This is a genomic window from Halorussus sp. AFM4, assembly GCF_051194995.1.
In the GTDB taxonomy this organism is placed as follows: domain Archaea; phylum Halobacteriota; class Halobacteria; order Halobacteriales; family Haladaptataceae; genus Halorussus.
Map to the genome: position 1 here is coordinate 647,794 of NZ_JBNTJT010000003.1, position 18,366 is coordinate 666,159.

General features: G+C 69.7%; 21 protein-coding genes. 14 read left to right on the top strand and 7 right to left on the bottom strand.

Going from position 1 to position 18,366, the window contains the following annotated elements; all coding sequences use genetic code 11:
* Positions 1–13: 13 nt before the first annotated feature.
* From ACQUQF_RS16300 to ACQUQF_RS16315, 4 genes are all read left to right on the top strand, one after another.
* Positions 14–499, top strand: coding sequence for a YeeE/YedE family protein (locus tag ACQUQF_RS16300; protein WP_435180154.1), 486 nt, complete (start codon positions 14–16; stop codon positions 497–499).
* A gap of 83 nt (positions 500–582) precedes the next feature.
* Positions 583–1,023 (top strand): DUF6691 family protein, encoded by a 441-nt coding sequence (locus ACQUQF_RS16305; protein ID WP_435180409.1) that lies wholly within the window; start codon positions 583–585, stop codon positions 1,021–1,023.
* Between the two features lie 99 nt (positions 1,024–1,122).
* Complete coding sequence (locus ACQUQF_RS16310) at positions 1,123–1,518, top strand: helix-turn-helix domain-containing protein (protein WP_435180155.1); 396 nt, start codon at positions 1,123–1,125, stop codon at positions 1,516–1,518.
* Between the two features lie 128 nt (positions 1,519–1,646).
* On the top strand, positions 1,647–2,294 hold the full coding sequence (locus ACQUQF_RS16315) for a DUF7095 family protein (RefSeq protein WP_435180156.1): 648 nt from the start codon (positions 1,647–1,649) through the stop codon (positions 2,292–2,294).
* A gap of 150 nt (positions 2,295–2,444) precedes the next feature.
* Here ACQUQF_RS16315 and ACQUQF_RS16320 read toward each other — a convergent pair whose 3' ends face one another.
* The 3 genes from ACQUQF_RS16320 to ACQUQF_RS16330 form a co-directional block, all read right to left on the bottom strand.
* On the bottom strand, positions 2,445–3,536 hold the full coding sequence (locus tag ACQUQF_RS16320; RefSeq protein ID WP_435180157.1) for an aminopeptidase: 1,092 nt from the start codon (positions 3,534–3,536) through the stop codon (positions 2,445–2,447).
* 25 nt (positions 3,537–3,561) lie between these two features.
* Positions 3,562–4,431: a universal stress protein gene (locus ACQUQF_RS16325; RefSeq protein WP_435180158.1), complete on the bottom strand. Its 870-nt coding sequence runs from the start codon at positions 4,429–4,431 to the stop codon at positions 3,562–3,564.
* 304 nt (positions 4,432–4,735) lie between these two features.
* Complete coding sequence (locus ACQUQF_RS16330; protein WP_435180159.1) at positions 4,736–5,536, bottom strand: class I SAM-dependent methyltransferase; 801 nt, start codon at positions 5,534–5,536, stop codon at positions 4,736–4,738.
* A gap of 244 nt (positions 5,537–5,780) precedes the next feature.
* On the opposite strand from ACQUQF_RS16330, the gene ACQUQF_RS16335 reads away from it, so the two are divergent.
* Positions 5,781–6,488 carry an AzlC family ABC transporter permease gene (locus ACQUQF_RS16335; RefSeq protein ID WP_435180160.1) on the top strand — a complete coding sequence of 236 codons (708 nt, stop codon included), beginning with the start codon at positions 5,781–5,783 and terminating at the stop codon, positions 6,486–6,488.
* Positions 6,489–6,875, top strand: coding sequence for an AzlD domain-containing protein (locus ACQUQF_RS16340; protein WP_435180161.1), 387 nt, complete (start codon positions 6,489–6,491; stop codon positions 6,873–6,875).
* 33 nt (positions 6,876–6,908) lie between these two features.
* On the opposite strand, the gene ACQUQF_RS16345 is transcribed toward ACQUQF_RS16340, so the two are convergent.
* Positions 6,909–7,739, bottom strand: coding sequence for a deoxyribonuclease IV (locus ACQUQF_RS16345; protein ID WP_435180162.1), 831 nt, complete (start codon positions 7,737–7,739; stop codon positions 6,909–6,911).
* Positions 7,740–7,920: 181 nt separating this feature from the next.
* On the opposite strand from ACQUQF_RS16345, the gene ACQUQF_RS16350 reads away from it, so the two are divergent.
* Positions 7,921–8,232: a hypothetical protein gene (locus ACQUQF_RS16350; protein ID WP_435180163.1), complete on the top strand. Its 312-nt coding sequence runs from the start codon at positions 7,921–7,923 to the stop codon at positions 8,230–8,232.
* Positions 8,233–8,300: 68 nt separating this feature from the next.
* On the top strand, positions 8,301–8,834 hold the full coding sequence (locus tag ACQUQF_RS16355) for a redoxin domain-containing protein (protein WP_435180164.1): 534 nt from the start codon (positions 8,301–8,303) through the stop codon (positions 8,832–8,834).
* A 63-nt stretch (positions 8,835–8,897) separates the two neighbouring features.
* On the opposite strand, the gene ACQUQF_RS16360 is transcribed toward ACQUQF_RS16355, so the two are convergent.
* Positions 8,898–9,767 (bottom strand): lipoate--protein ligase family protein, encoded by an 870-nt coding sequence (locus tag ACQUQF_RS16360; protein WP_435180165.1) that lies wholly within the window; start codon positions 9,765–9,767, stop codon positions 8,898–8,900.
* 236 nt (positions 9,768–10,003) lie between these two features.
* On the opposite strand from ACQUQF_RS16360, the gene ACQUQF_RS16365 reads away from it, so the two are divergent.
* A complete protein-coding gene (locus ACQUQF_RS16365; protein ID WP_435180166.1) occupies positions 10,004–10,480 on the top strand; it encodes a YbhB/YbcL family Raf kinase inhibitor-like protein in 477 nt (158 codons plus the stop codon).
* A 339-nt stretch (positions 10,481–10,819) separates the two neighbouring features.
* On the opposite strand, the gene ACQUQF_RS16370 is transcribed toward ACQUQF_RS16365, so the two are convergent.
* Positions 10,820–12,661: an ABC transporter substrate-binding protein gene (locus ACQUQF_RS16370; protein ID WP_435180167.1), complete on the bottom strand. Its 1,842-nt coding sequence runs from the start codon at positions 12,659–12,661 to the stop codon at positions 10,820–10,822.
* A gap of 339 nt (positions 12,662–13,000) precedes the next feature.
* Here ACQUQF_RS16370 and ACQUQF_RS16375 point away from each other — a divergent pair, with 339 nt between their 5' ends.
* Entirely contained in the window at positions 13,001–13,918 is a 918-nt protein-coding gene (locus ACQUQF_RS16375; protein ID WP_435180410.1) for a serine/threonine-protein kinase RIO2, read from the top strand.
* Positions 13,919–14,034: 116 nt separating this feature from the next.
* On the opposite strand, the gene ACQUQF_RS16380 is transcribed toward ACQUQF_RS16375, so the two are convergent.
* Positions 14,035–14,181: a DUF1328 family protein gene (locus ACQUQF_RS16380; RefSeq protein WP_435180411.1), complete on the bottom strand. Its 147-nt coding sequence runs from the start codon at positions 14,179–14,181 to the stop codon at positions 14,035–14,037.
* Between the two features lie 248 nt (positions 14,182–14,429).
* On the opposite strand from ACQUQF_RS16380, the gene ACQUQF_RS16385 reads away from it, so the two are divergent.
* From ACQUQF_RS16385 to ACQUQF_RS16400, 4 genes are all read left to right on the top strand, one after another.
* Positions 14,430–15,926: an Hvo_1808 family surface protein gene (locus tag ACQUQF_RS16385; protein ID WP_435180168.1), complete on the top strand. Its 1,497-nt coding sequence runs from the start codon at positions 14,430–14,432 to the stop codon at positions 15,924–15,926.
* Between the two features lie 155 nt (positions 15,927–16,081).
* On the top strand, positions 16,082–16,672 hold the full coding sequence (locus ACQUQF_RS16390) for a 50S ribosomal protein L15e (RefSeq protein ID WP_435180169.1): 591 nt from the start codon (positions 16,082–16,084) through the stop codon (positions 16,670–16,672).
* 153 nt (positions 16,673–16,825) lie between these two features.
* Entirely contained in the window at positions 16,826–17,641 is an 816-nt protein-coding gene (gene ubaA / locus ACQUQF_RS16395; RefSeq protein WP_435180170.1) for an SAMP-activating enzyme E1, read from the top strand.
* 138 nt (positions 17,642–17,779) lie between these two features.
* The gene (locus ACQUQF_RS16400) at positions 17,780–18,349 is read left to right on the top strand and encodes a DoxX family protein (protein ID WP_435180171.1); all 570 of its coding nucleotides are present in this window, start codon (positions 17,780–17,782) and stop codon (positions 18,347–18,349) included.
* Positions 18,350–18,366: the final 17 nt, after the last annotated feature.

Sequence of the window (18,366 nt, forward strand, 5' to 3'; positions counted from 1 at the left end):
CCGAGAGTTCACTATGGAACCACTCGTGACGTTCGGGGAGCTGTTCCCCCACGGAATCTGGCGGTACGCCGCGGGCGGGGCGCTCATCGGGCTGGGCGTCGCCGCCATCTACCTCGGTACCGCGATCCCGGCGGGGGCCAGCACCTTCCTCGAGTCCACGCTGTCGTACGTCTCGGACGTGCCGCGGTTCAACCGCGCGAAGTACGTCGCCTCCCGCGACTGGCGGGTCGCGTTCACCCTGAGCATCGTCGCCGGCGCGGCGATCTACGCCGTCGCGTTCGGCGACTTCGGGTGGACGACCGAGGTCTCGTGGTGGCGGCTGCTCGCCGGAGGCGTCCTCGTCGGCATCGGCACCAGGGTCGGCAAGGGGTGCACCTCCGGCCACGGCATCTGCGGCGTCGGGTCGGTCGCGCCGACCTCGCTGGTCAACGTGGCCACGTTCCTCGCGGTCGCAATCGCGACGGCCCAGATCATGCAGGCGCTGGGGGTGACGCCGTGAGCGGCCCCGCGGGCGACGCCGGGAGCCGGACCGACGCCGCGAATCCGAGCGACGGAGCGGGCGACGGGCGGGACCGCCATCCCCTGTTCCTGCCCCTCGTCGTGGTCGGCGGGCTGCTGTTCGGCTTCGGCCTCGGCTACAGCCGCATGGCCCGGCCGGAGGTCGTGCTGGACTTCCTCCAGTTCGAGGACTTCGGCCTGCTGTTCGTGATGGGCGTCGGCTCCGTCGTCGCGGGCTCCGCGTTCGCGGTCGGTACCCGGTTGCTCGACCGGGCGCCCCTCACCGGCCGGGCGTACGCCCGGCGGCTCAAGTCGTTCGACCGCAACGTCCTCACCGGCGGAGTCGTCTTCGGCGTCGGCTGGGGGATCTCGGGCATCTGCCCGGGCGCGGCCTACGCCAGCGTCGGCGTCGGCAACTACCCCATCCTGCTGGCAATCGCCGGGATGTTCGTCGGCGCGTACGCCCAGGGCGTCTGGCGCGCCCGGACCGCGGACCGGACCGCCGCGACCGCGACCGGCGACTGAGCTCCCGTCGGACCGGCGGCGGAGCCGGCTCCGCGGCGCAGTGTTGTACACACTATGCAAATCCTTTTAGGGCCGTAGTGCCTAGTCGCGGCCAAGAAAATGGCTGACTCGATGGCTGAATACCTCCAGAAGGACATGGAGTGCGAGGGGCTGCTGGAGTGCATCCACGGCCTGAAGGAGCTCGACCGCGAGTGCTTCCAGGTCCTGGTCGAGACCGAGGAACCGCTGACGATCGACGAGGTGGCCGACCGGGTGGACCGCGAGCGCTCGACGGCGTACCGCGCCATCCAGCGGCTGCTCCAGGCGGGGTTCGTCCAGAAGGAGCAGGTCAACTACGAGCAGGGCGGCTACTACCACGTCTACCGGCCGACCGACCCCGACGAGGTGGCCGACGACATGCAGCGGATGCTCAACGACTGGTACGCCAAGATGGGCCAGCTCGTCCAGGAGTTCCGCGACAAGTACGACCAGCAGCCGGTCGCGGCCGAGAACTGACGGCCAGCGCCGGAGTTGCGGCGTCCGGGCAACCTGCGTGATTTCGAGCCGACGCGGTTCGCGGTGGACCGACCGGCCGAGTTCGGAACACGGCACCGTTAACCCGCCCGAACGCCAACCCGGAATCCATGAACCGAGACGAGGCGATCGAACGCGTCGAGGACATCCTCGCCGCCGTCGAGGACGAGACCATGCCGGTCCCGGTCCGCGAGGTCTGGGTGTACGGCGACGTCGCGCTCGGCCTCGACCCGGTCGAGCGGCTCGACGTGTACGTCACCAAGGACATCCTGCTGCGGGGCGACGACGGCGACGCCGCCGAGCGGTTCCGGAAGTCCCACGGGGTCGAGGGGGTCGGCAGGACCGTTCGGGCGGAGTGGGCCGAGCAGTACCCCGAGTACATCCGGGCCAACGACAGCGGCCACGCCGCGCCCGAGAAGTGCCTGGCCGCCCACCTCCTGCCCGAGGACGAGCCCGTCCACCTGGAGGTCTGCAACTCCAGCTTCGAGGACAACGTGACCCAGCGGCTCAAGGGCGCCATCGAGCGGGAGACCTACGAGCAGATCCTGGACCCCCGGGGCGTCTGCCTCTGGGCAGAGGGGCAGCGCAGCGACGAGGCCCTCCGCAAGCTCCGGGAGAGCGAGCTCGCGTTCCCCACGCTGCCCGACGCGCTGGAGATGCTCGGCATGGACGAGTCGAAGACCGACGAGGCGGCCCAGGCAGTCGAGTCCTACCGGAAGCGCCAGGAGGGCGCCACGGTCCGCGGCGACGTGGTGTAGTCGCGGCGCTCGAGGTCGGGAAGATCGCGAACAGGCCGCGTTCAGCTTCGCACAGGGGCTCGCGGCGCTCCCTCCTCGGCCGCCCGTGCGGCGGGTCTCAGGTCACGGCCGGGTTTCCTCGCGGCTTCTGATTTAAACCCTGGTCCCCGACTAGCCCTCGAAGCCGTCTTCGAACCGGAACGTCCCGTCGCGCTGGACCACTTCACCGTCCACTTCGATGTACGAGTCCTCGCTCATGTCGACGATCATGTCGAGGTGGACCGCGCTCTCGTTGAGCGGCCGTCCCTCCGGCACCGTCTCCTCGATGGCCTTCCCGATGGCCATGTGGACGGTGTCGCCCATCTTCTCGTCGAACAGCATGTTGTAGGTGAACCGGTCGATGTCGCGGTTCATCCCGATGCCGAGCTCGCCGAGCCGGCGGGCTCCCTCGTCGGTGTCGAGGATGCTCGCGAGCAGGTCGGCGTTCTTCGAGGCGTCGTGGTCGACGACCTCGCCCTCCTCGAACCGGAGGGAGGCGTCCTGGATCTCCCGACCGTGCCGGAGGAGGGGTTTGTCGAACAGCACCTCGCCCTCCACGGAGTCGGGGACCGGCGCGGTGAACACCTCGCCGCCGGGGAGGTTCTTCTCGCCGTAGTCGTTGACCGTCTTCATCCCCTCGACGCTCATCGTGAGGTCGGTGGTGTCGCCCGAGACGACGCGGACCTCGTCGGCGGGGTCGAAAATCTCGACCATCTGCTGTTGGTGGTCGCGCTGGGCGTCCCAGTCCCTGTTGACCGCGTCGTAGACGAACTCCTCGTACTCCTCGGTCGACATCTCGGCCTTCTGGGCCTCGCCCGGCGCGGGGAACTGGGTGCCGACCCAGCGCTTGCCCATCCTGGCCTCCTGGAGGGGCTGGCGGGACTGCTGGTAGGCCGCGAGCGTCTCGGAGGGGACGTCGCCCATCTCCGCGGTGTTGCGCGACCCCTTGACGAGCACGAACGCGTCGGTCGCCTCCATCAGCGCCTGCAGGTGCTCGGGGGTCTCGAAGTCCGCGGGGTCGCTGGCCCGGAGGTACGCCCGGGTCGCCCGGTCGCTGGTGAGCGAGATGGAGGGGCTCGCTCCCACCTCGCCGATCTCCTCGGCGACGGCCACCGCCAGGTCCTCGGCGACCGGCGGGGCGCGGATCAGCACGTCGTCGCTCGGGTCGATGTCGGTGCAGTGGTCGACGAGAATCTCGGCGTGGGTTCGGATGCGCGGGTCCATACGGTCCGGAACGGCGACCGGACCGTTAGGTCTGCCGGCGCACCGTCAGCACCGGCACCGGCGACGACCGGACGAGGCGCTCGGCGACGCTACCCAGTAGCACTCGGTCGGTGCCGCCGCGCCCGGTCGTCCCCACCGCGACCAGGTCGACGTCGTTGTCGTCGACGTACCCCAGAATCCGGCGGTGGACCCGGCCGCGAAGGACCTCCTCCGTTACCGACTCGACCCCGGCCTCCTCGGCGCGGGCGGCCACGTCGGCCACCGCCTCCTCGGCCCGGTCTTCGAGGTCCTCGCTGGCCGAGACCGACCGCACGTCGAGGCCCAGCGACGTGTCGTCGACGACCGAGACGGCGTGCACCGTCGCGTCGAGGGCGGCCGCGAGGTCGACCGCCTGGTCGACCGCCGCCCTCGCGGCCTCGCTCCCGTCTGTCGGCACCAGGACGTCCTCGTAGGGGAACGACGTGCGGGCGTCCTCGTGGGTCCGGATCGTCAGCACGGGCACCTCCGAGAGCCGCAGGGTCTTCTCGGTGACGCTGCCGAGCAGGAGCCGCGAGAGCCCCTCGCGGCCGCGGGTCGGCATCACCACGAGGTCCATCCCCTCGGATTCGGCGTAGTCGGCGATGGCGGTCGCCGGTGCGCCCTGGACCACCTCGGTCTCGCAGTCGACGCCCCGCTCGCGGAGGTCGGCCGCGACGGGCTCGACGATCTGCTCGCCCTTCTGCTCGAGCGCGTCGACGACCTCGGTGCCGACGGTCGTCACGCTGTCGCGCTTCGTGTTGGCGACGAACAGGACCCGGACCGCGGCGTCGAACCGCTCGGCGATGTCGGCGGCGTGTCCGACGGCGGCGTCGGCTCCCTCGCTGCCGTCCACCGGAACCAGGATGTTCTCGAACATACCCTTGTGAAAGGTCGCAGGCGCTAAAGAGGTTAGCCCGGAGGAATCGCCGCTCTCCGTCGGGCGATGGCAGATTGCCCCTTCCACCGGTTTCGGCTCCCCAGCAGAGAGACGGACTGGGTGGACTGGAAGGGGCCGGCCGGTCGCGTGCAGTTCAGTCGCCTCCGGGACCACTATTCGGCGCGGGCCGTGCGGAGAGTGCCGAATATGTCCCGCAGCGACCGCGACCGGGCGGGGCTTCCGGGGATGTCGTCACAGCAAGCGTGGTCCGAGCCCAGCAACGACAGAAGAACCCAGTCCAGTCTCACACCGACCCGACCGTCACGTAGAAGGGGACGACCTCGGCCCGGCGGTACTCGCCGTCGCCCATCTGCTCGACGACGTCGCGGCCCATTTCGCGCCAGTCGCTCCGGAGGTCGTCGTACTCCGCGGCCGAGAGGCCGCCGGCCAGCAGCGTCGCCCGGTCGTCGGCCAGCCCCTCGCCGCTGGCCTTCCGGCGGGCCGAGCGCAGGTCGCGGTCGCCGTACGGCGGTTCGACCGTCCGGGCGTGGACGTGCCGGCGGGTGGACACGCCCGACAGGCCGGCCTCCTCGAACGCCTCGCGGGTGCCCTCGCCGCCCAGGGTCACGTCGGTCTCGACCCCGTCGAGGTAGGCCCGGCGCGCCCGGGCCGCGAGGTCGCTCTCGGCGTCGACGGTCGACTCGACCGCCACGGCGGCGTTGTCGGGTTCGACCGCGGCCACGAGGTCGGTCGAGACCCGCCGGAACTCCCGGACCGCGGCGGCGGGGTCCGGGAGGTTGATGAGCAGCGCCTGGCAGACCACCAGGTCGAAGCTGTCGTCCGGGAAGGGCAGCCGGAGCGCGTCGCCCGCGACGGTCTCGACGCCGGTCTGCTCGCGGGCCACCGCGAGCAGTTCCGGGTCGGCGTCGACGCCCACGACCTCGCCGGGCGTCTCCTCGGCGAGCACCCGCGAGAGCTCGCCCGTGCCGCAGCCGACGTCGAGCACGCGCTCCCTGGAGCCGAGGTCGAGGTCGGTCAGCGCCTCGCGGTCGTCCCACATCCCGCGTCGGGTGTCCCGGAGGTAGTCGGCAGAGAACTGTCGCACGGCTGGTTCTGGGTCGGCGTTAGGACGCGAGGGTCAAAAGCGGGGCGGTCTGGGCGGCCGAGACCCACCCCTCGAGTGCGACCGGTTCGCCGGAACGCCAAGCGTGATACGGCTGGACCGACCACCGGGAGACAGTGAGAGGAACTCCCGTAGCAAGCCGTCGATTTTCACTGCGCGTCCGGGCGAATCGAGCGACAGGACCCGTGGGACGAGTGGAGACCGCTGAAGTTCTACGATAGTTCCTATGAGCTCACCGCGCAGCGATTTCACGGCCGGCGTCCGCGTGGTCGCACCCATCCTCCTGGGGGTGGTCCCGTTCGGGATGGTCGCGGGCGCCGCCGCGGTCGGCGTCGGCATCCCCGCGGCGCAGGCGGTCGCCATGTCGGTCGTCATCTTCGCCGGGGCCTCGCAGCTCGCGGCCATCGAGCTGGTCGGCCGGGGCGCGCCGGCGCTGGTGGTCGTCGCGACCGTCCTCGTGGTCAACCTCCGGCACGTGATGTACAGCGCCTCCATCGCGCCCCACTTCGCCCGGCTGTCGGCCCGGTGGAAGGCCGGCCTCTCGTACCTGCTCACCGACCAGGCGTACGCGGTCTCGGTACTTCGGTTCGAGCGCGACCCCGAGACCAGCCGGCGGTGGTACTACCTCGGGGTCGCGCTCCCGTTGTGGCTGGTCTGGCAGGCCGCCACCGTGGTCGGCGTCGTGCTCGGCGCGCGGGTCCCCGAGGGCTGGCACCTGGAGTTCGCAGTCCCGCTGGTCTTCCTCGCGGTGCTGGTGCCGGCGGTCACCGACCGCGCGACCGCCGCGGCGGCGCTCGTCGGCGGGGCCGCGGCCATCGCGGCCAACGGCCTGCCGTACAACCTCGGGCTGGTGACCGCCGCGGTCGTCGGCATCGCGGCCGGGATGGTCGCGGAGTCCGTCTGGGGCGCCGGCGGAGACGAGGAGGTGGCGTAGATGAGCGGAGACGCCGCGCGACTGGCCGAGGAGGCGGCCCGGGCCGCCGGCACCGACCTCGGGTCGACCGCCCTCTGGCTCGTCATCCTCGCGGGCGGCGTCGGGACGTTCGCGCTCCGGGCGTCGTTCGTGGCGCTGTTCGGCCGGCTCGACGACGTCCCACCCCGGATCGAGCGCGCGCTCCGGTTCGTCCCGGCCGCGGTGCTCTCGGCGCTGCTGGTGCCGGAACTCGCCTTCGCCGACGGCGGGCTGGCGCTCTCGCCGGGCAACCCCAAGCTGCTGGCCGGCGCGGTCGCGGCCGCGGTGGCCTGGCGGACCGAGGACATCCTCGCGACGCTGGTCGCCGGGATGGCCGCGCTGTGGCTGGTGACGTTCGCGCTCGGATAGAAAGCGTACTCCGCGATCCGAAGCCCGGTCGCGTCAGTTCTCCCGGAGTTCCTTCACGCGCTCGATGTTCCACGCGAAGCCCTTGCCGTCCTCGTGGGGCGTCTCCAGGACCAGCGGAACGTCCGCGAGCTCCGGGTGGTTGATGAACGCCCGCATCCCCTCCTCGCCGATGAGGCCCTCGCCGATGTGGGCGTGCTCGTCCTTGTTCGTGCCGCACTCGTGCTTCGAGTCGTTGAGGTGGACGCACTGCAGGTGCTCCAGGCCCACCACGTCGTCGAACTCCGCGATGGTGTCGTGGACCGCCTCCTCGCTGGAGAGGTCGTAGCCCGCCGCGAACATGTGGGCGGTGTCCAGGCAGACGTCGAGGTCCTGCTCGGAGCGGTCGAGGACCTCCGCGAGGTGCTCGAAGTCGCCGCCCAGCTTGGTGCCCGACCCGGCGTCGCTCTCGACGAGCACGGTCACGCCGTCGGGGATGTCGAGCTCGTCCAGCGCGCTGGCGGCGTTGTCGAGGCCGCCGTCGACGCCCGCGCCGGTGTGGGCGCCGAGGTGGACGTTGACGTACGGGACGTCGAGCTTGGCCGCGGCGTCGACCTCCTTCTGCATGCTGTCGATGGACTTCTCGCGGAGGTCGTCCTTGGGCGTGCAGAGGTTCACCAGGTACGACGAGTGGATGACCCACGGCCCGACGTCGTTCTCCTCGGACAGGGTCCGGAACCGCTCGGCCTCGTCGTCGCCGATGTCCGGGTCCTGCCACACCTGCGGGGAGTGGGTGAAGATCTGACCGCAGTTGCCGCCGTCCTCGATCTGCTCGTCGACGGCGTTGTAGACGCCGCCGGCGATGGACTCGTGTGCGCCGACTCTCATGTGTCCGGGCAGGGATGGAGGGGTCAAAGGCGCTTCGGAACCGGGGCCGGTCGCGGGTATCGCGGGACCGGACCGGCCGGAGTCGCCCGCGCTCGTCCGCCGATTGGAGACCGCGGTCCGGCCGTACGTGGAGTGGTCTCGCGGGCCACACCCTTAATGGAGTCGGCGACCTACGGGGTGTGTGCCCATCGACCTCGACACGTTCGAGCGGGGCGGCGAGCGCTACTCCATCGAGCGGCGGATCCTGACGTTCCTGCGCGAGAACGACCACCAGGCGTACAACGTCCGGGAGATCGCCGAGGCGGTGATGGACACCGGGTGGTCGGAGGCCAACGTCGACTACCCGGTCGACGAGGACCTGATCGGCTGCATCGTCGACGTCGCGACCGTGAGCGCCATCGTGGACAGGCTCGTCGACAACGGCGCGCTCGAACGCAGGATCGTCGACACCGGGGACGGCGAGCGGAGCTACTACCGCACGCGGGCGGAGTAGCGCCGCGGGGCGGGTCGCCGCGATACGCACTCGGGAGAGTTTAAGTGGGGTGCGCGCCAGGTTCGGCCATGGGCGATTCGACGGGAATCGAGGTCGGCGAGACGGTCGGCGACGTCACCGGGACGCTGGTCCGGCCGGACGGGACCGCGTCCGAGACCGCGCTGTCGGCGCTGCTGGCCGAGGGGCCCGTGCTGCTCACCTTCTACACCAACGACTTCAGCCCCGACTGCGTCGAGGAGTGGTGCTCGTTCCGCGACTACGACTGGTTCGCCAGCAGCGACGCGGTGCGGGTCGTGGGCGCGAGCAAGTCCCGGCCGTTCACCCACCGGAAGTTCATCGACCACCTCGACCTCCAGTTCCCGCTGTACGCCGACACCGACCTCGACCTGGCGGCGGCGTTCGGCGTGCGCTACCGGGTGTTCAAGCTCGTGCCGCGGGCGCGCCGGTCGTGCTTCCTGCTCGACGAGGACGGCGTCGTCCGGTACAGGTGGGTCGGCGAGCACCCGCTCGACCCGACCCGCGACCAGCCCCCGATCGCCGAGATCCACCAGGCCATCGCCGAGGAGTTCGACGGCGACGGCCCCGAGACGTTCGGCCTCTGAGCCCCCGGGACCGGCCAGCGCGGACGGGCCGGGTCGTCTGGGTCCGGGTCGGACTCCGACGCTCTACTCGGTCGGGTCCTCGCGGTCCCGGACCCAGGCGTCGCGCTCGTACTTGGCCGCGGCCCGCTCCTCGGCCCGCGCCAGTTCGTCGTCGGTCCATCCGCCCTCGTCGGCGTCGGCCCACTCGCGCAGCGCCTCCTCGACGGCCTCGACCGCTTCCTCGCGGCTCACGTCGGCCCGCCCGTCGGCGCCGCGGCCCTGCTCGGTTATCGTCGTGACGCGCTCGCGGAACTCCGCGGGGGTCGTCTCGGGGTCAGCGAACGTCGCGAGGTGGCGCTCGGCGTCGAGGTCGAACTTGAGCGAGCCGTGCTGGATGACCGCGTCCTTCCGGCGGTACTGGGCGTTGCCCGAGATCTTCCGCGGCCCCTCGCCGTCGCCGGTCGACGCGTCGTCCGGCGAACCGCCCGCGACGACGTCGTGGGCCGGGTGGAGCTCCCGGAGGTAGCACGCCGGCTGGTGGATCGCGGGCCGCTTTTCGTCGGCGAACCGGGCGTCGACGCCGAGCCGCTCGAAGGCGTCGAAGACGGGCTCGCAGAGCAGTTCGTAGGTGTCCATCAGGTCGCCGGGGAGTTCGTCGGCGGGCGCGACGACGGAGTAGGAGATGTCGCCGTACCGGTCGTGGTAGATGCCCCCGCCGCCGGTGGGCCGCCGGGTGACGGTGACGCCCTCGCGCTCGCAGTAGTCCCACGCCACGGTGTCGGGGTCCTGGCGGTAGCCCAGCGAGAGCGTGCCGGGGTCCCACCGATAGACCCGCACGGTGCGGGGACCGCCCGCGGCGGCGGTCTCGGCCGCGACCTCGTCGAGCGCCATGTTGAGCGGGCCGCGGTGCGACTCCTCGCGCACCAGCCGCCACTCCCGGTCTGACAGCGTCATACCGTCCGGTTCGGGCGAGGCGACCAAGTGGATTGCGAAGGCAAACAGTTAAGTCGTTTAGGGCAGCCTAAACTAGGTATGGACCTGAACCGACTCGGCGGCAAGCGCGCGAGGCGGAGCCGGACGTGGGCCGCGGTCTGCGCCGGCCTCTTCGGCGCTTCCGGGGCCGAGGACCGCGAGGAGTCGCGGTAGCCGTCACGGCTTTTGACGTGGACGGCGAGACGACAGGCGAAGCCATGTCCGACGCCTCGATCCGCACCTCGGCGTTCACCCACGGCGAATCGATCCCCGCGAAGTACACCTGCGAGGGCGAGGACGTCTCGCCGGAGTTGACCCTCGCCGACGTCCCGGAGGACGCCGCGGCGCTGGCGGTCGTGGTCGACGACCCCGACGCGCCCGCCGGCACCTTCACCCACTGGTTGCTCTGGAACGTGCCCGCCGACGCCGTCGAGATTCCCGAGGACGTGCCGACCCTGGAGGAGGTCCCGGACCTCGACGGCGCCCGGCAGGGCGAGAACGACTTCGGCGACGTGGGCTACCGCGGGCCCTGCCCGCCGGAGGGCGACGACCCCCACGAGTACCGGTTCACGCTCCACGTGCTCGACGAGGAACTCGACGCCGACCCCGGCGCGGTCCGGACGGAGGTCGAGGACGAACTCGACGCGAAGACCCGCGACACCGACCGGTTCACCGGCACGTTCTCGCGGTCGTAAGCCGTGCCCGACCGGTGGACGCGAGAAAGCCGGTCTGCCGTCGCACCCCGTCGGGCGCGTCGACTGCCTGCGAGGAACCGACAGCCGGCCGCCCGAGCGTTCCGAGCCCGACCTGCCGTTATCTACTCCTGTCCCACGAGCGCAACCGGGTAACGAGCGATTTCTGCGGACTGTAGGGTCGGACGAGCGTTCCCCGACGACCGAAAGGGGCGGCGTCGCGTCCGACCGAGAAGTCGCGTCCGACCGAGAAGGACGGAGTGGCGCGTGCCCGAAAAGAACCGAGTCGCCGCGTGCGTTCGGTGACCGAGACGGTTCGACGGGCGGGATTCGTCGGCGGTGTCAGTTACCGCCGGTGCTGTTACCGCCGCCACCGCCGCCCGCGTTACCGCCGCCGCCCGACTCGTTCACCGTCACGTTGTTGAACATCTGGCGGCTCGTGCCGGCCGCGCCGAACTTCGGAATCTGGACGTTGTCGTACCAGAACCGCTGTTCGGTCTGGTGGTAGACGTTGAGGAACACCGTGTCCTGCCAGTTGGCCTCCTCCATCGTGATGTAGGCGTCGTTGCGGATGCGCTCGGCCTTGTCGGTCGGGGCGGGGTTGTTCTGAACCTTCTCCCAGGCGTTCTTGGCGCGCTGGGACGCCTCGGTGCCCGACCAGTTGACGTACGAGATCGGCGCGTCCTGCGAGGTGTCGGTCAGCGGCGGGTTGAGCAGCTGCAGGAAGTTGTCGGGCGCGGGCCAGTCCATCACCCACCCCAGCGAGTACGCCTGCAGGTTGCCGTTCCGGCCGCGCTTGAGCATCGTCGAGAACGGCGCGGTCTCGATGGTCATGTCGATGTACGCGCTGGCGAGCTTGTCGCGCAGGAGCTGGCCGACCTGGGGCCACGTGTTCGACGCCTGGTACACCGTGAACGTGAAGCTGTACCGGTTGTTCGGGCCGTAGCCCGCCTCCCGCATCACCTGACGGGCCTTCTGCAGGTCGGTCTGCCGGTAGCTGTACGGGTACTCCTGCTCGGCGTGCTTCCGGTAGGCGTCCGGACCGCCGGGGTAGATGGCGGGCGGCGTGAAGTGGTAGGCCGGCCGGCCGCGGCCCTTGAACACCTGCTCGACCAGCTGCTCCTTGTTCATCGCGTACGCGGCGGCGTGCCGGGCGGCCTGCTCGACCCGGTTCGTGTTGAACCCGATGTAGTAGGTGTTGATGGTCGGCACCGCGAGGAAGTTGAGCGTCGCGCCGTTCCGGACCGGCCCGTACGTGCCGACCTTCCGGCCGCGCTCGTCTGTCTGCTCGACGCTCACCTTGCCCGGGTTGTAGAACTGGGTCGGGATCGAGAACGCGTCGGCGTTCCGGTTCATCGCGTAGGTGTACCGGGCGTTCGCGTCCGACATGATCTGCCAGTGGACCCGCTCGACGTCGGCGGTGTTCCCGTAGTAGTCGTCGTACCGGGTCACCGCCGCCTGGGTGTTCTGCTGCCAGGACTCGAACTTGAAGGGACCGGCGCCGACGGGCTGGCTCTGGGCGAACTCCTGGTAGGAGAGCTCGCCGTTGTACCCCTTGATGTCGCCGACGATGCCCTCGGGCACGGCGGCGAACGCCGTGTACGCCAGCATCTCCAGCGTGGCGTGGAACGGCTCCTGGAGCTGGATCTGGAGGGTGCGCTTGTCCTTGGCCGTGACGCCCAGCGTGTCCGGCTGGTAGTTCCCGTCGGCGTCCGTCGAGTGCTTGACGCCGATGGACTCGAGGATGAAGTACGCCCGCCGCGAGTTGGGCGAGGCGGCGAGGCGCTCGAACGAGTAGACGAAGTCCTGGGCGGTGACCTCCGACCCGTCGTGGAACGTCGCGCCCTCACGCAGGGTGAAGGTGTACGTCGTGAAGTCGTCGGACACCTCGTAGTTCTTCGCCAGTAGCGGTTTGACGTTTATCTGCCCGTTCGGGTAGTTCATCAGGGCGTCGAACACCTGCTGGATGACCTCGCCCGAGGCGGTGTCGGTCGCCTTGATTGGGTCGAGCGTGCTCATCGTGGAGTTGATGAGATTGAGCTCCCCGCCACCGCCCTGTCCGCCCTGCTGGGTGGTCTGTTGTGCCGCACTCTCCTCCGCGAATCCGCTCCCGAGCGCGACGGCAGAGGCCGCACTCCCGGTCGCCGCCAGGAAGGAACGACGGCTGGTGTCTTGGTCCCCCATTGCAGGCTCAGTTACGGTCTGAACGTCCATTTACGTCAGTGTCGGTGAGAGGAGACGAATCAGTTGGTAAAACGCCGGCGCCGGACAGTATTTCGAGCCGCCGGGCGTGGAAACCCCAATCGGCCTCAAAGGTTACATTTTATATCGTCGTCTGTAGTTTATGCCTGGTGGCCAGCCGGTATTTGGCCGACGCTTTGAAGTGAGCGACGCGGTCGGCCGACTCCGAGGCAGAACTGACCGGTACCCCAGCCGTTCGAGACCCCGGTGGCTGAGCCACTGCAGACCCGCCGGTCGGGCGTCCCGCGGGGCTTTTACCCCGCGGGCGACTACGTGTCGGTGATGGTCCAGAACGTCGCGGGCATGCTGACCGAGTTGGAAGCCGAGGACTTCCACCTGCTGTCGGGCGTCGAGCAGGGAATGCGCTTCTCGGAGTGGGTCGCCCGCGAGAAGATCCCGGAGTTCTCGCGGCTGACCGCCGAGGAGGTCGACTACCGGCTCGACCGGTGTCTCGACCGCGAGCTCATCGAGCGCAGGACGATACAGTACGAGGGCTACCAGCTCAAGTTCGAGGGGTACGACGCGCTGGCGCTGCACACCTTCGCGGAACGGGACACCCTGGAGGGGTTCGGCGCGCCGCTGGGCGTCGGCAAGGAGAGCGACGTCTACGAGGTCCAGTCGTACAAACCGCTCGCGCTCAAGTACCACCGCGAGGGGTACACCAACTTCCGGGAGGTGATGAAGGAGCGCGACTACACGGCCGACCGCGAGCACGTCTCGTGGCTCTACACCGCCCGGAAGGCGGCCGAGCGCGAGTACGAGGCGCTCGAGGCACTCTACCCCGACGTGAAGGTGCCACGGCCGGTCGACCACAACCGCCACGCCATCGTGATGGAGAAGATCGACGGCGTGGAGCTCTCGCGGACCAGGCTCGAGGACGACCAGGTGGTGCCGGTACTCGACCTGATCCTGGGCGAGATGGGCGACGCCTACGCCGAGGGCTACGTCCACGCCGACATGAGCGAGTACAACGTCTTCGTCAACGAGGAGGGCATCACCATCTTCGACTGGCCGCAGGCCACCCCGACCGACCACGAGAACGCCGACGAGTTCCTCGAGCGCGACGTCGACAACGTGGTCGGCTACTTCCGCCGGAAGTACCCCCGGCTCGTCCCCGACGACGTCGACGTCGGCGCGCTCGCGGCGGCGCTCGCCGCCGGCGAGTTCGAGACGGTCCGGGAGTACGGCGCCGGCGCGTGACCCCCGTCACAGGTCGGTTGTAAATCCGTCTCGGTCCGGACCCGTCGTCTGACGGCGTCACGGTCGAGACACCGCCGGTGGCGGACCGGAGCTGAAAGTAGTTACAACCGACCCTTTCAGAGCACCAGCGATATCACGGCCAGCACGAGGAACGCGATCACCAGCCACTTCGCGATGTCCATCGACAGCCCCGCGACGCCGCCCGCGCCGAGCGCGGCCGCGATGATGGCGAGGACGAAGAAGCCGATGGCGAGCTCGAGGATCGCCATGCTATCGACCCCCTCGGCGGCCGGTCTGTCGATCGCCTGTACTCGCCCCGCAGATAGCTCCGAACATGGACGGACGTCGAACCTCCGCGAGCTTAGTTATCAGGTGGCTAATTCCTCCGCGGAAACGCAGTCGCGACGGACGGCGTGAAACGGTCTGCAACGGTAGCGGACAATCCGGGATTTCTCGCGCTGCGCCGGCCCGAAGCCACTTCCGCCTGACGACGGATACAACTACGCGTCTCATGCGAACCGAGCTAGCACTCGCGCTCCTCGTCCTGGCGTCGGGAGTGACGTCGTTCGCGGCGGTTCCGGCGGCCGCCGGGTCGCCGCGGGCCGACGCCACGGGGGACAACGTCGGCGCACTGGCCGACCAGGCCGGCGCGCCGCCGGACCCCGAGTCGGACGTACTGGGGTGGGAGAACGGCTACTGGTACAACGAATCGCTGTCCGTGACGCAGGCCGACGGCCTGAACCGGACCGAACGCCGGAAGATCGTGTCGCTCGCGATGGCGCGGGTCGAGCACATCCGGCGGCTGGAGTTCCAGAAGCGCGTGCCGGTGAGCGTGATCTCCCGGAAGCAGTTCCGCCAGGCGCGACCGGGCGGCGCCGGCACCGTCTCCGCGAAGAGCCGGACGTTCGACAACACGAAGTTCGAGGCGCTGTTCATGATCAACGAGTCGGCCGACTCGGTCGAGATCCAGGAGCGCAACTCCGGGAGCGCGGTCGGCGGCTTCTACACGCCGACGAACGACCGCATCGTGGTCATCTCCGACTCGCCGGGGTCGCCCCGGATAGACGAGCTGACACTGGCCCACGAGCTCGTCCACGCGCTGCAGGACCAGCACTTCAACCTCTCTGAGTTCGACCGGCCGACCCGCGAGCAGCACAACTCCGTCGACGGGCTGGTCGAAGGCGACGCGAACTACGTCCAGTACCTCTACCAGCAGCGGTGCGACGCCAAGTGGACGTGCTACGGGACCAAGCAGGGGCGGCCCGGCGGCGGCTCCGGACAGCTCGCGAACGTCGGGGCGTACCTGCTGAAGTACCAGCCCTACAGCGACGGCCCGCCGTTCGTCGCCTCGATCCGGAACGCCAGCGGGTGGGCGGGCGTCAACGCGCTGTACGAGGACCCGCCGAAGAGCACCGAGCAGGTCATCCACCCCGAGCTCTACGGCGAGGACCAGCCGTCGCGGGTCACCGTGAGGGACCGGAGCAACGAGGAGTGGAAGCGGCTGCGGGTGCGGAACAGCGTCGACTACGCCGAGCTGGGCGAGGCGGGGCTGTTCACGATGCTCGTCTACCCCGGCATCGCCTCGCGGGGCAACCAGTCGGTGATTCCGCCGGAGTCGTTCTTCGTGCGGAACTCGGGGGAGGACCGGCCGATGCTCGACGGCTACAACTACAGCCACCCGGCCACCGCCGGCTGGGACGGTGACAAGCTCGTCGTGTACACGAACGATCGGACGCCCGACGGCGAGACGGGCTACGTCTGGAAGACGGTGTGGGACTCCCGGCGGGACGCCCGGCAGTTCGCCGAGGCCTACCGCCGGCTGCTGCAGATCCACGGCGCGCGGCAGGTCGAGGGCCGCGAGAACACCTGGGTCATCCCCGACGACCGGCAGTTCTCCGACGCCTTCGCGGTCGAGCGCCGCGGGAAGAAGGTCGTCGTCGCGAACGCCCCGACCGTCGACGGGCTCTCGGGCGTGTACGGCGCCCTGGCGAACGAATCGGCCGGGTGAATCCGAAGTCCTTAAACACCGACGACGAGAACTTCGGGTGACTCGCTGGCAGACGGGCACCAGCGGGCACCTGTGGGCCGGGCGACCCCCGGCCGCGGGACGGGATGTGGTCCGCTCCGGCGGACTGAACCACCAAACGCCCGTGGTGATACACCATGGCAAAGAGCTTCTACTCGCACATCAAGGACGCGTGGAAAGACCCGGACGACGGCGATCTCGCCGAACTCCAGTGGCAGCGAAAGCAGGAGTGGCGCGAGCAGGGCGCCATCGAGCGCGTCGAGCGCCCGACCCGCCTCGACAAGGCCCGCGAACTCGGCTACAAGGCCAAGCAGGGCGTCGTCGTGGCGCGGGTCAGCGTCCGCAAGGGGTCGGCCCGCAAGGAGCGGTTCACGGCCGGCCGGCGCTCGAAGCGCCAGGGCGTCAACCGCGTCTACCGGCGGAAGAACCTCCAGCGCATCGCCGAGGAGCGCTCTTCGCGGAAGTTCCGCAACCTGCGCGTGCTCAACTCCTACTGGGTCGGTGAGGACGGCAGCCAGAAGTGGTTCGAGGTGATCCTGCTCGACCCTGAGCACCCGGCCATCCAGAACGACGACGACCTGAACTGGATCTGCGACGACTCCCACAAGGGTCGGGCGTTCCGCGGCCTGACCAGCGCGGGGCAGAGCAACCGCGGCCTCCAGCAGCGGGGCAAGGGCACCGAGCACACCCGCCCGAGCAACAACAGCGGCAAGGGCCGCGGCAAGTAGTCGCGCCTCGCACCGCACCCGACTCGTTTTTTATCGGAGCGCTACCACCGACAGCCGTCGGGCTGACCGGCGCGACGCGGACCGGGGTCGAATCGTGCCGTCGGCCTCCGGGTGAGCCGCGGATTTATACCCGCAAGCGCCCTACCACCGGGCATGAGTCTCTCGCTCGACCCGACCCAGCTCGACCGGTACTCCCGGCACATCATCATGGACGAGGTGGGACCGGAGGGCCAGCAGGCGCTGCTCGACGCCGCGGTGCTGGTGGTGGGCGCGGGCGGCCTGGGCGCGCCGGTCATCCAGTACCTCGCGGCCGCCGGCGTCGGAGAACTCGGAATCGCCGACGACGACGAGGTGGAGCTGAGCAACCTCCAGCGCCAGATCATCCACGGCGACGACGACGTGGGCCGGCCGAAGGTCGAGTCGGCCGCCGACTTCGTGGCCGACCTCAACCCCGACGTGACGGTCCGGACCCACGAGGTCCGGGTCGAACCCGACAACGTCGAGGAGCTGATCGCGGACTACGACTTCGTGGTCGACGCGACCGACAACTTCCGGACGCGCTACCTGGTCAACGACGCCTGCACGCTCTCGGGGACGCCGTTCTCCCACGGCGCCATCTACAAGTTCGAGGGCCAGGTGACGACGTTCACGACCGAGGGGCCGTGCTACCGGTGCCTGTTCCCGGAGGCGCCGCCCGAGGGGATGGTCGCCGACTGCGCGACCACCGGCGTGCTCGGGGTGCTGCCCGGCACGGTGGGGTGCATCCAGGCCACCGAGACGGTCAAGCACCTGCTCGGCGCCGGCGAGGTGCTCGACGGCCGGATGGTGTTCTACGACGCGATGGACATGAGCTTCGAGGAGGTGGAGTTCCGGCCGAACCCCGACTGCCCGGTCTGCGGGGACGACCCCATCGACTCGGTGGCGCAGGTCGAGTACGCCGAGGAGTCCTGCCCCGTGAACGCCGACTAGCTGCCGACCCCGGTCCGGTCGGCGGCGGCCCGGCACCCGAACGAGTTCGCCGTCGGACTCACGGTTCTCCGAATCTGGGAATCACTCTCCGCTTATATTCCCTCCCGAAGCCTCTGTTCAACCGTAAGGTGAACGACGATGACTACTACCGAGATCACCACCGGGACGAACGAGTTCGAGAGCACGATCGGCGGCGTCACGGTCCGCGGGAGGGCCCACAGCCTGAGCGCGTGGTTCGTGCTGGCCCTCCGGCTCATGATGGGCTACGCCTTCCTCTACTCGGGCTGGGACAAGATCGCGGCGGCCGAGCCGTTCAGCGCGACCGGCTACCTGCTGAACGCGGTGCCGGCCGAGAGCCCGCTGGTGGGCCTGTTCCACTGGATGGGGACCACGCCGTGGTTCGCTGACTTCCTCGCCGTGGCCGTGCCGTGGGGCGAGCTCCTCGTCGGGCTCGCGCTGCTGGCGGGCGCGTTCACCCGCCTGGCGGCGTTCTTCGGCGCGTTCATGATGCTGATGTTCTACTTCGGCAACTGGGACGTCGCCCACGGCCTCATCAACGGGGACTTCGCGTACATGCTCGTCTTCCTCTCGGTCGCGGCGTTCGGCGCGGGCCGCATCCTGGGACTGGACGCCCTCGTCGAGCGGTACGAGATCGACGGTCAGGCCCTGGTCGAGAAGTACCCCCGGTTGCGGTACATCCTCGGCTGAGCACCGTTTTTTCGTCC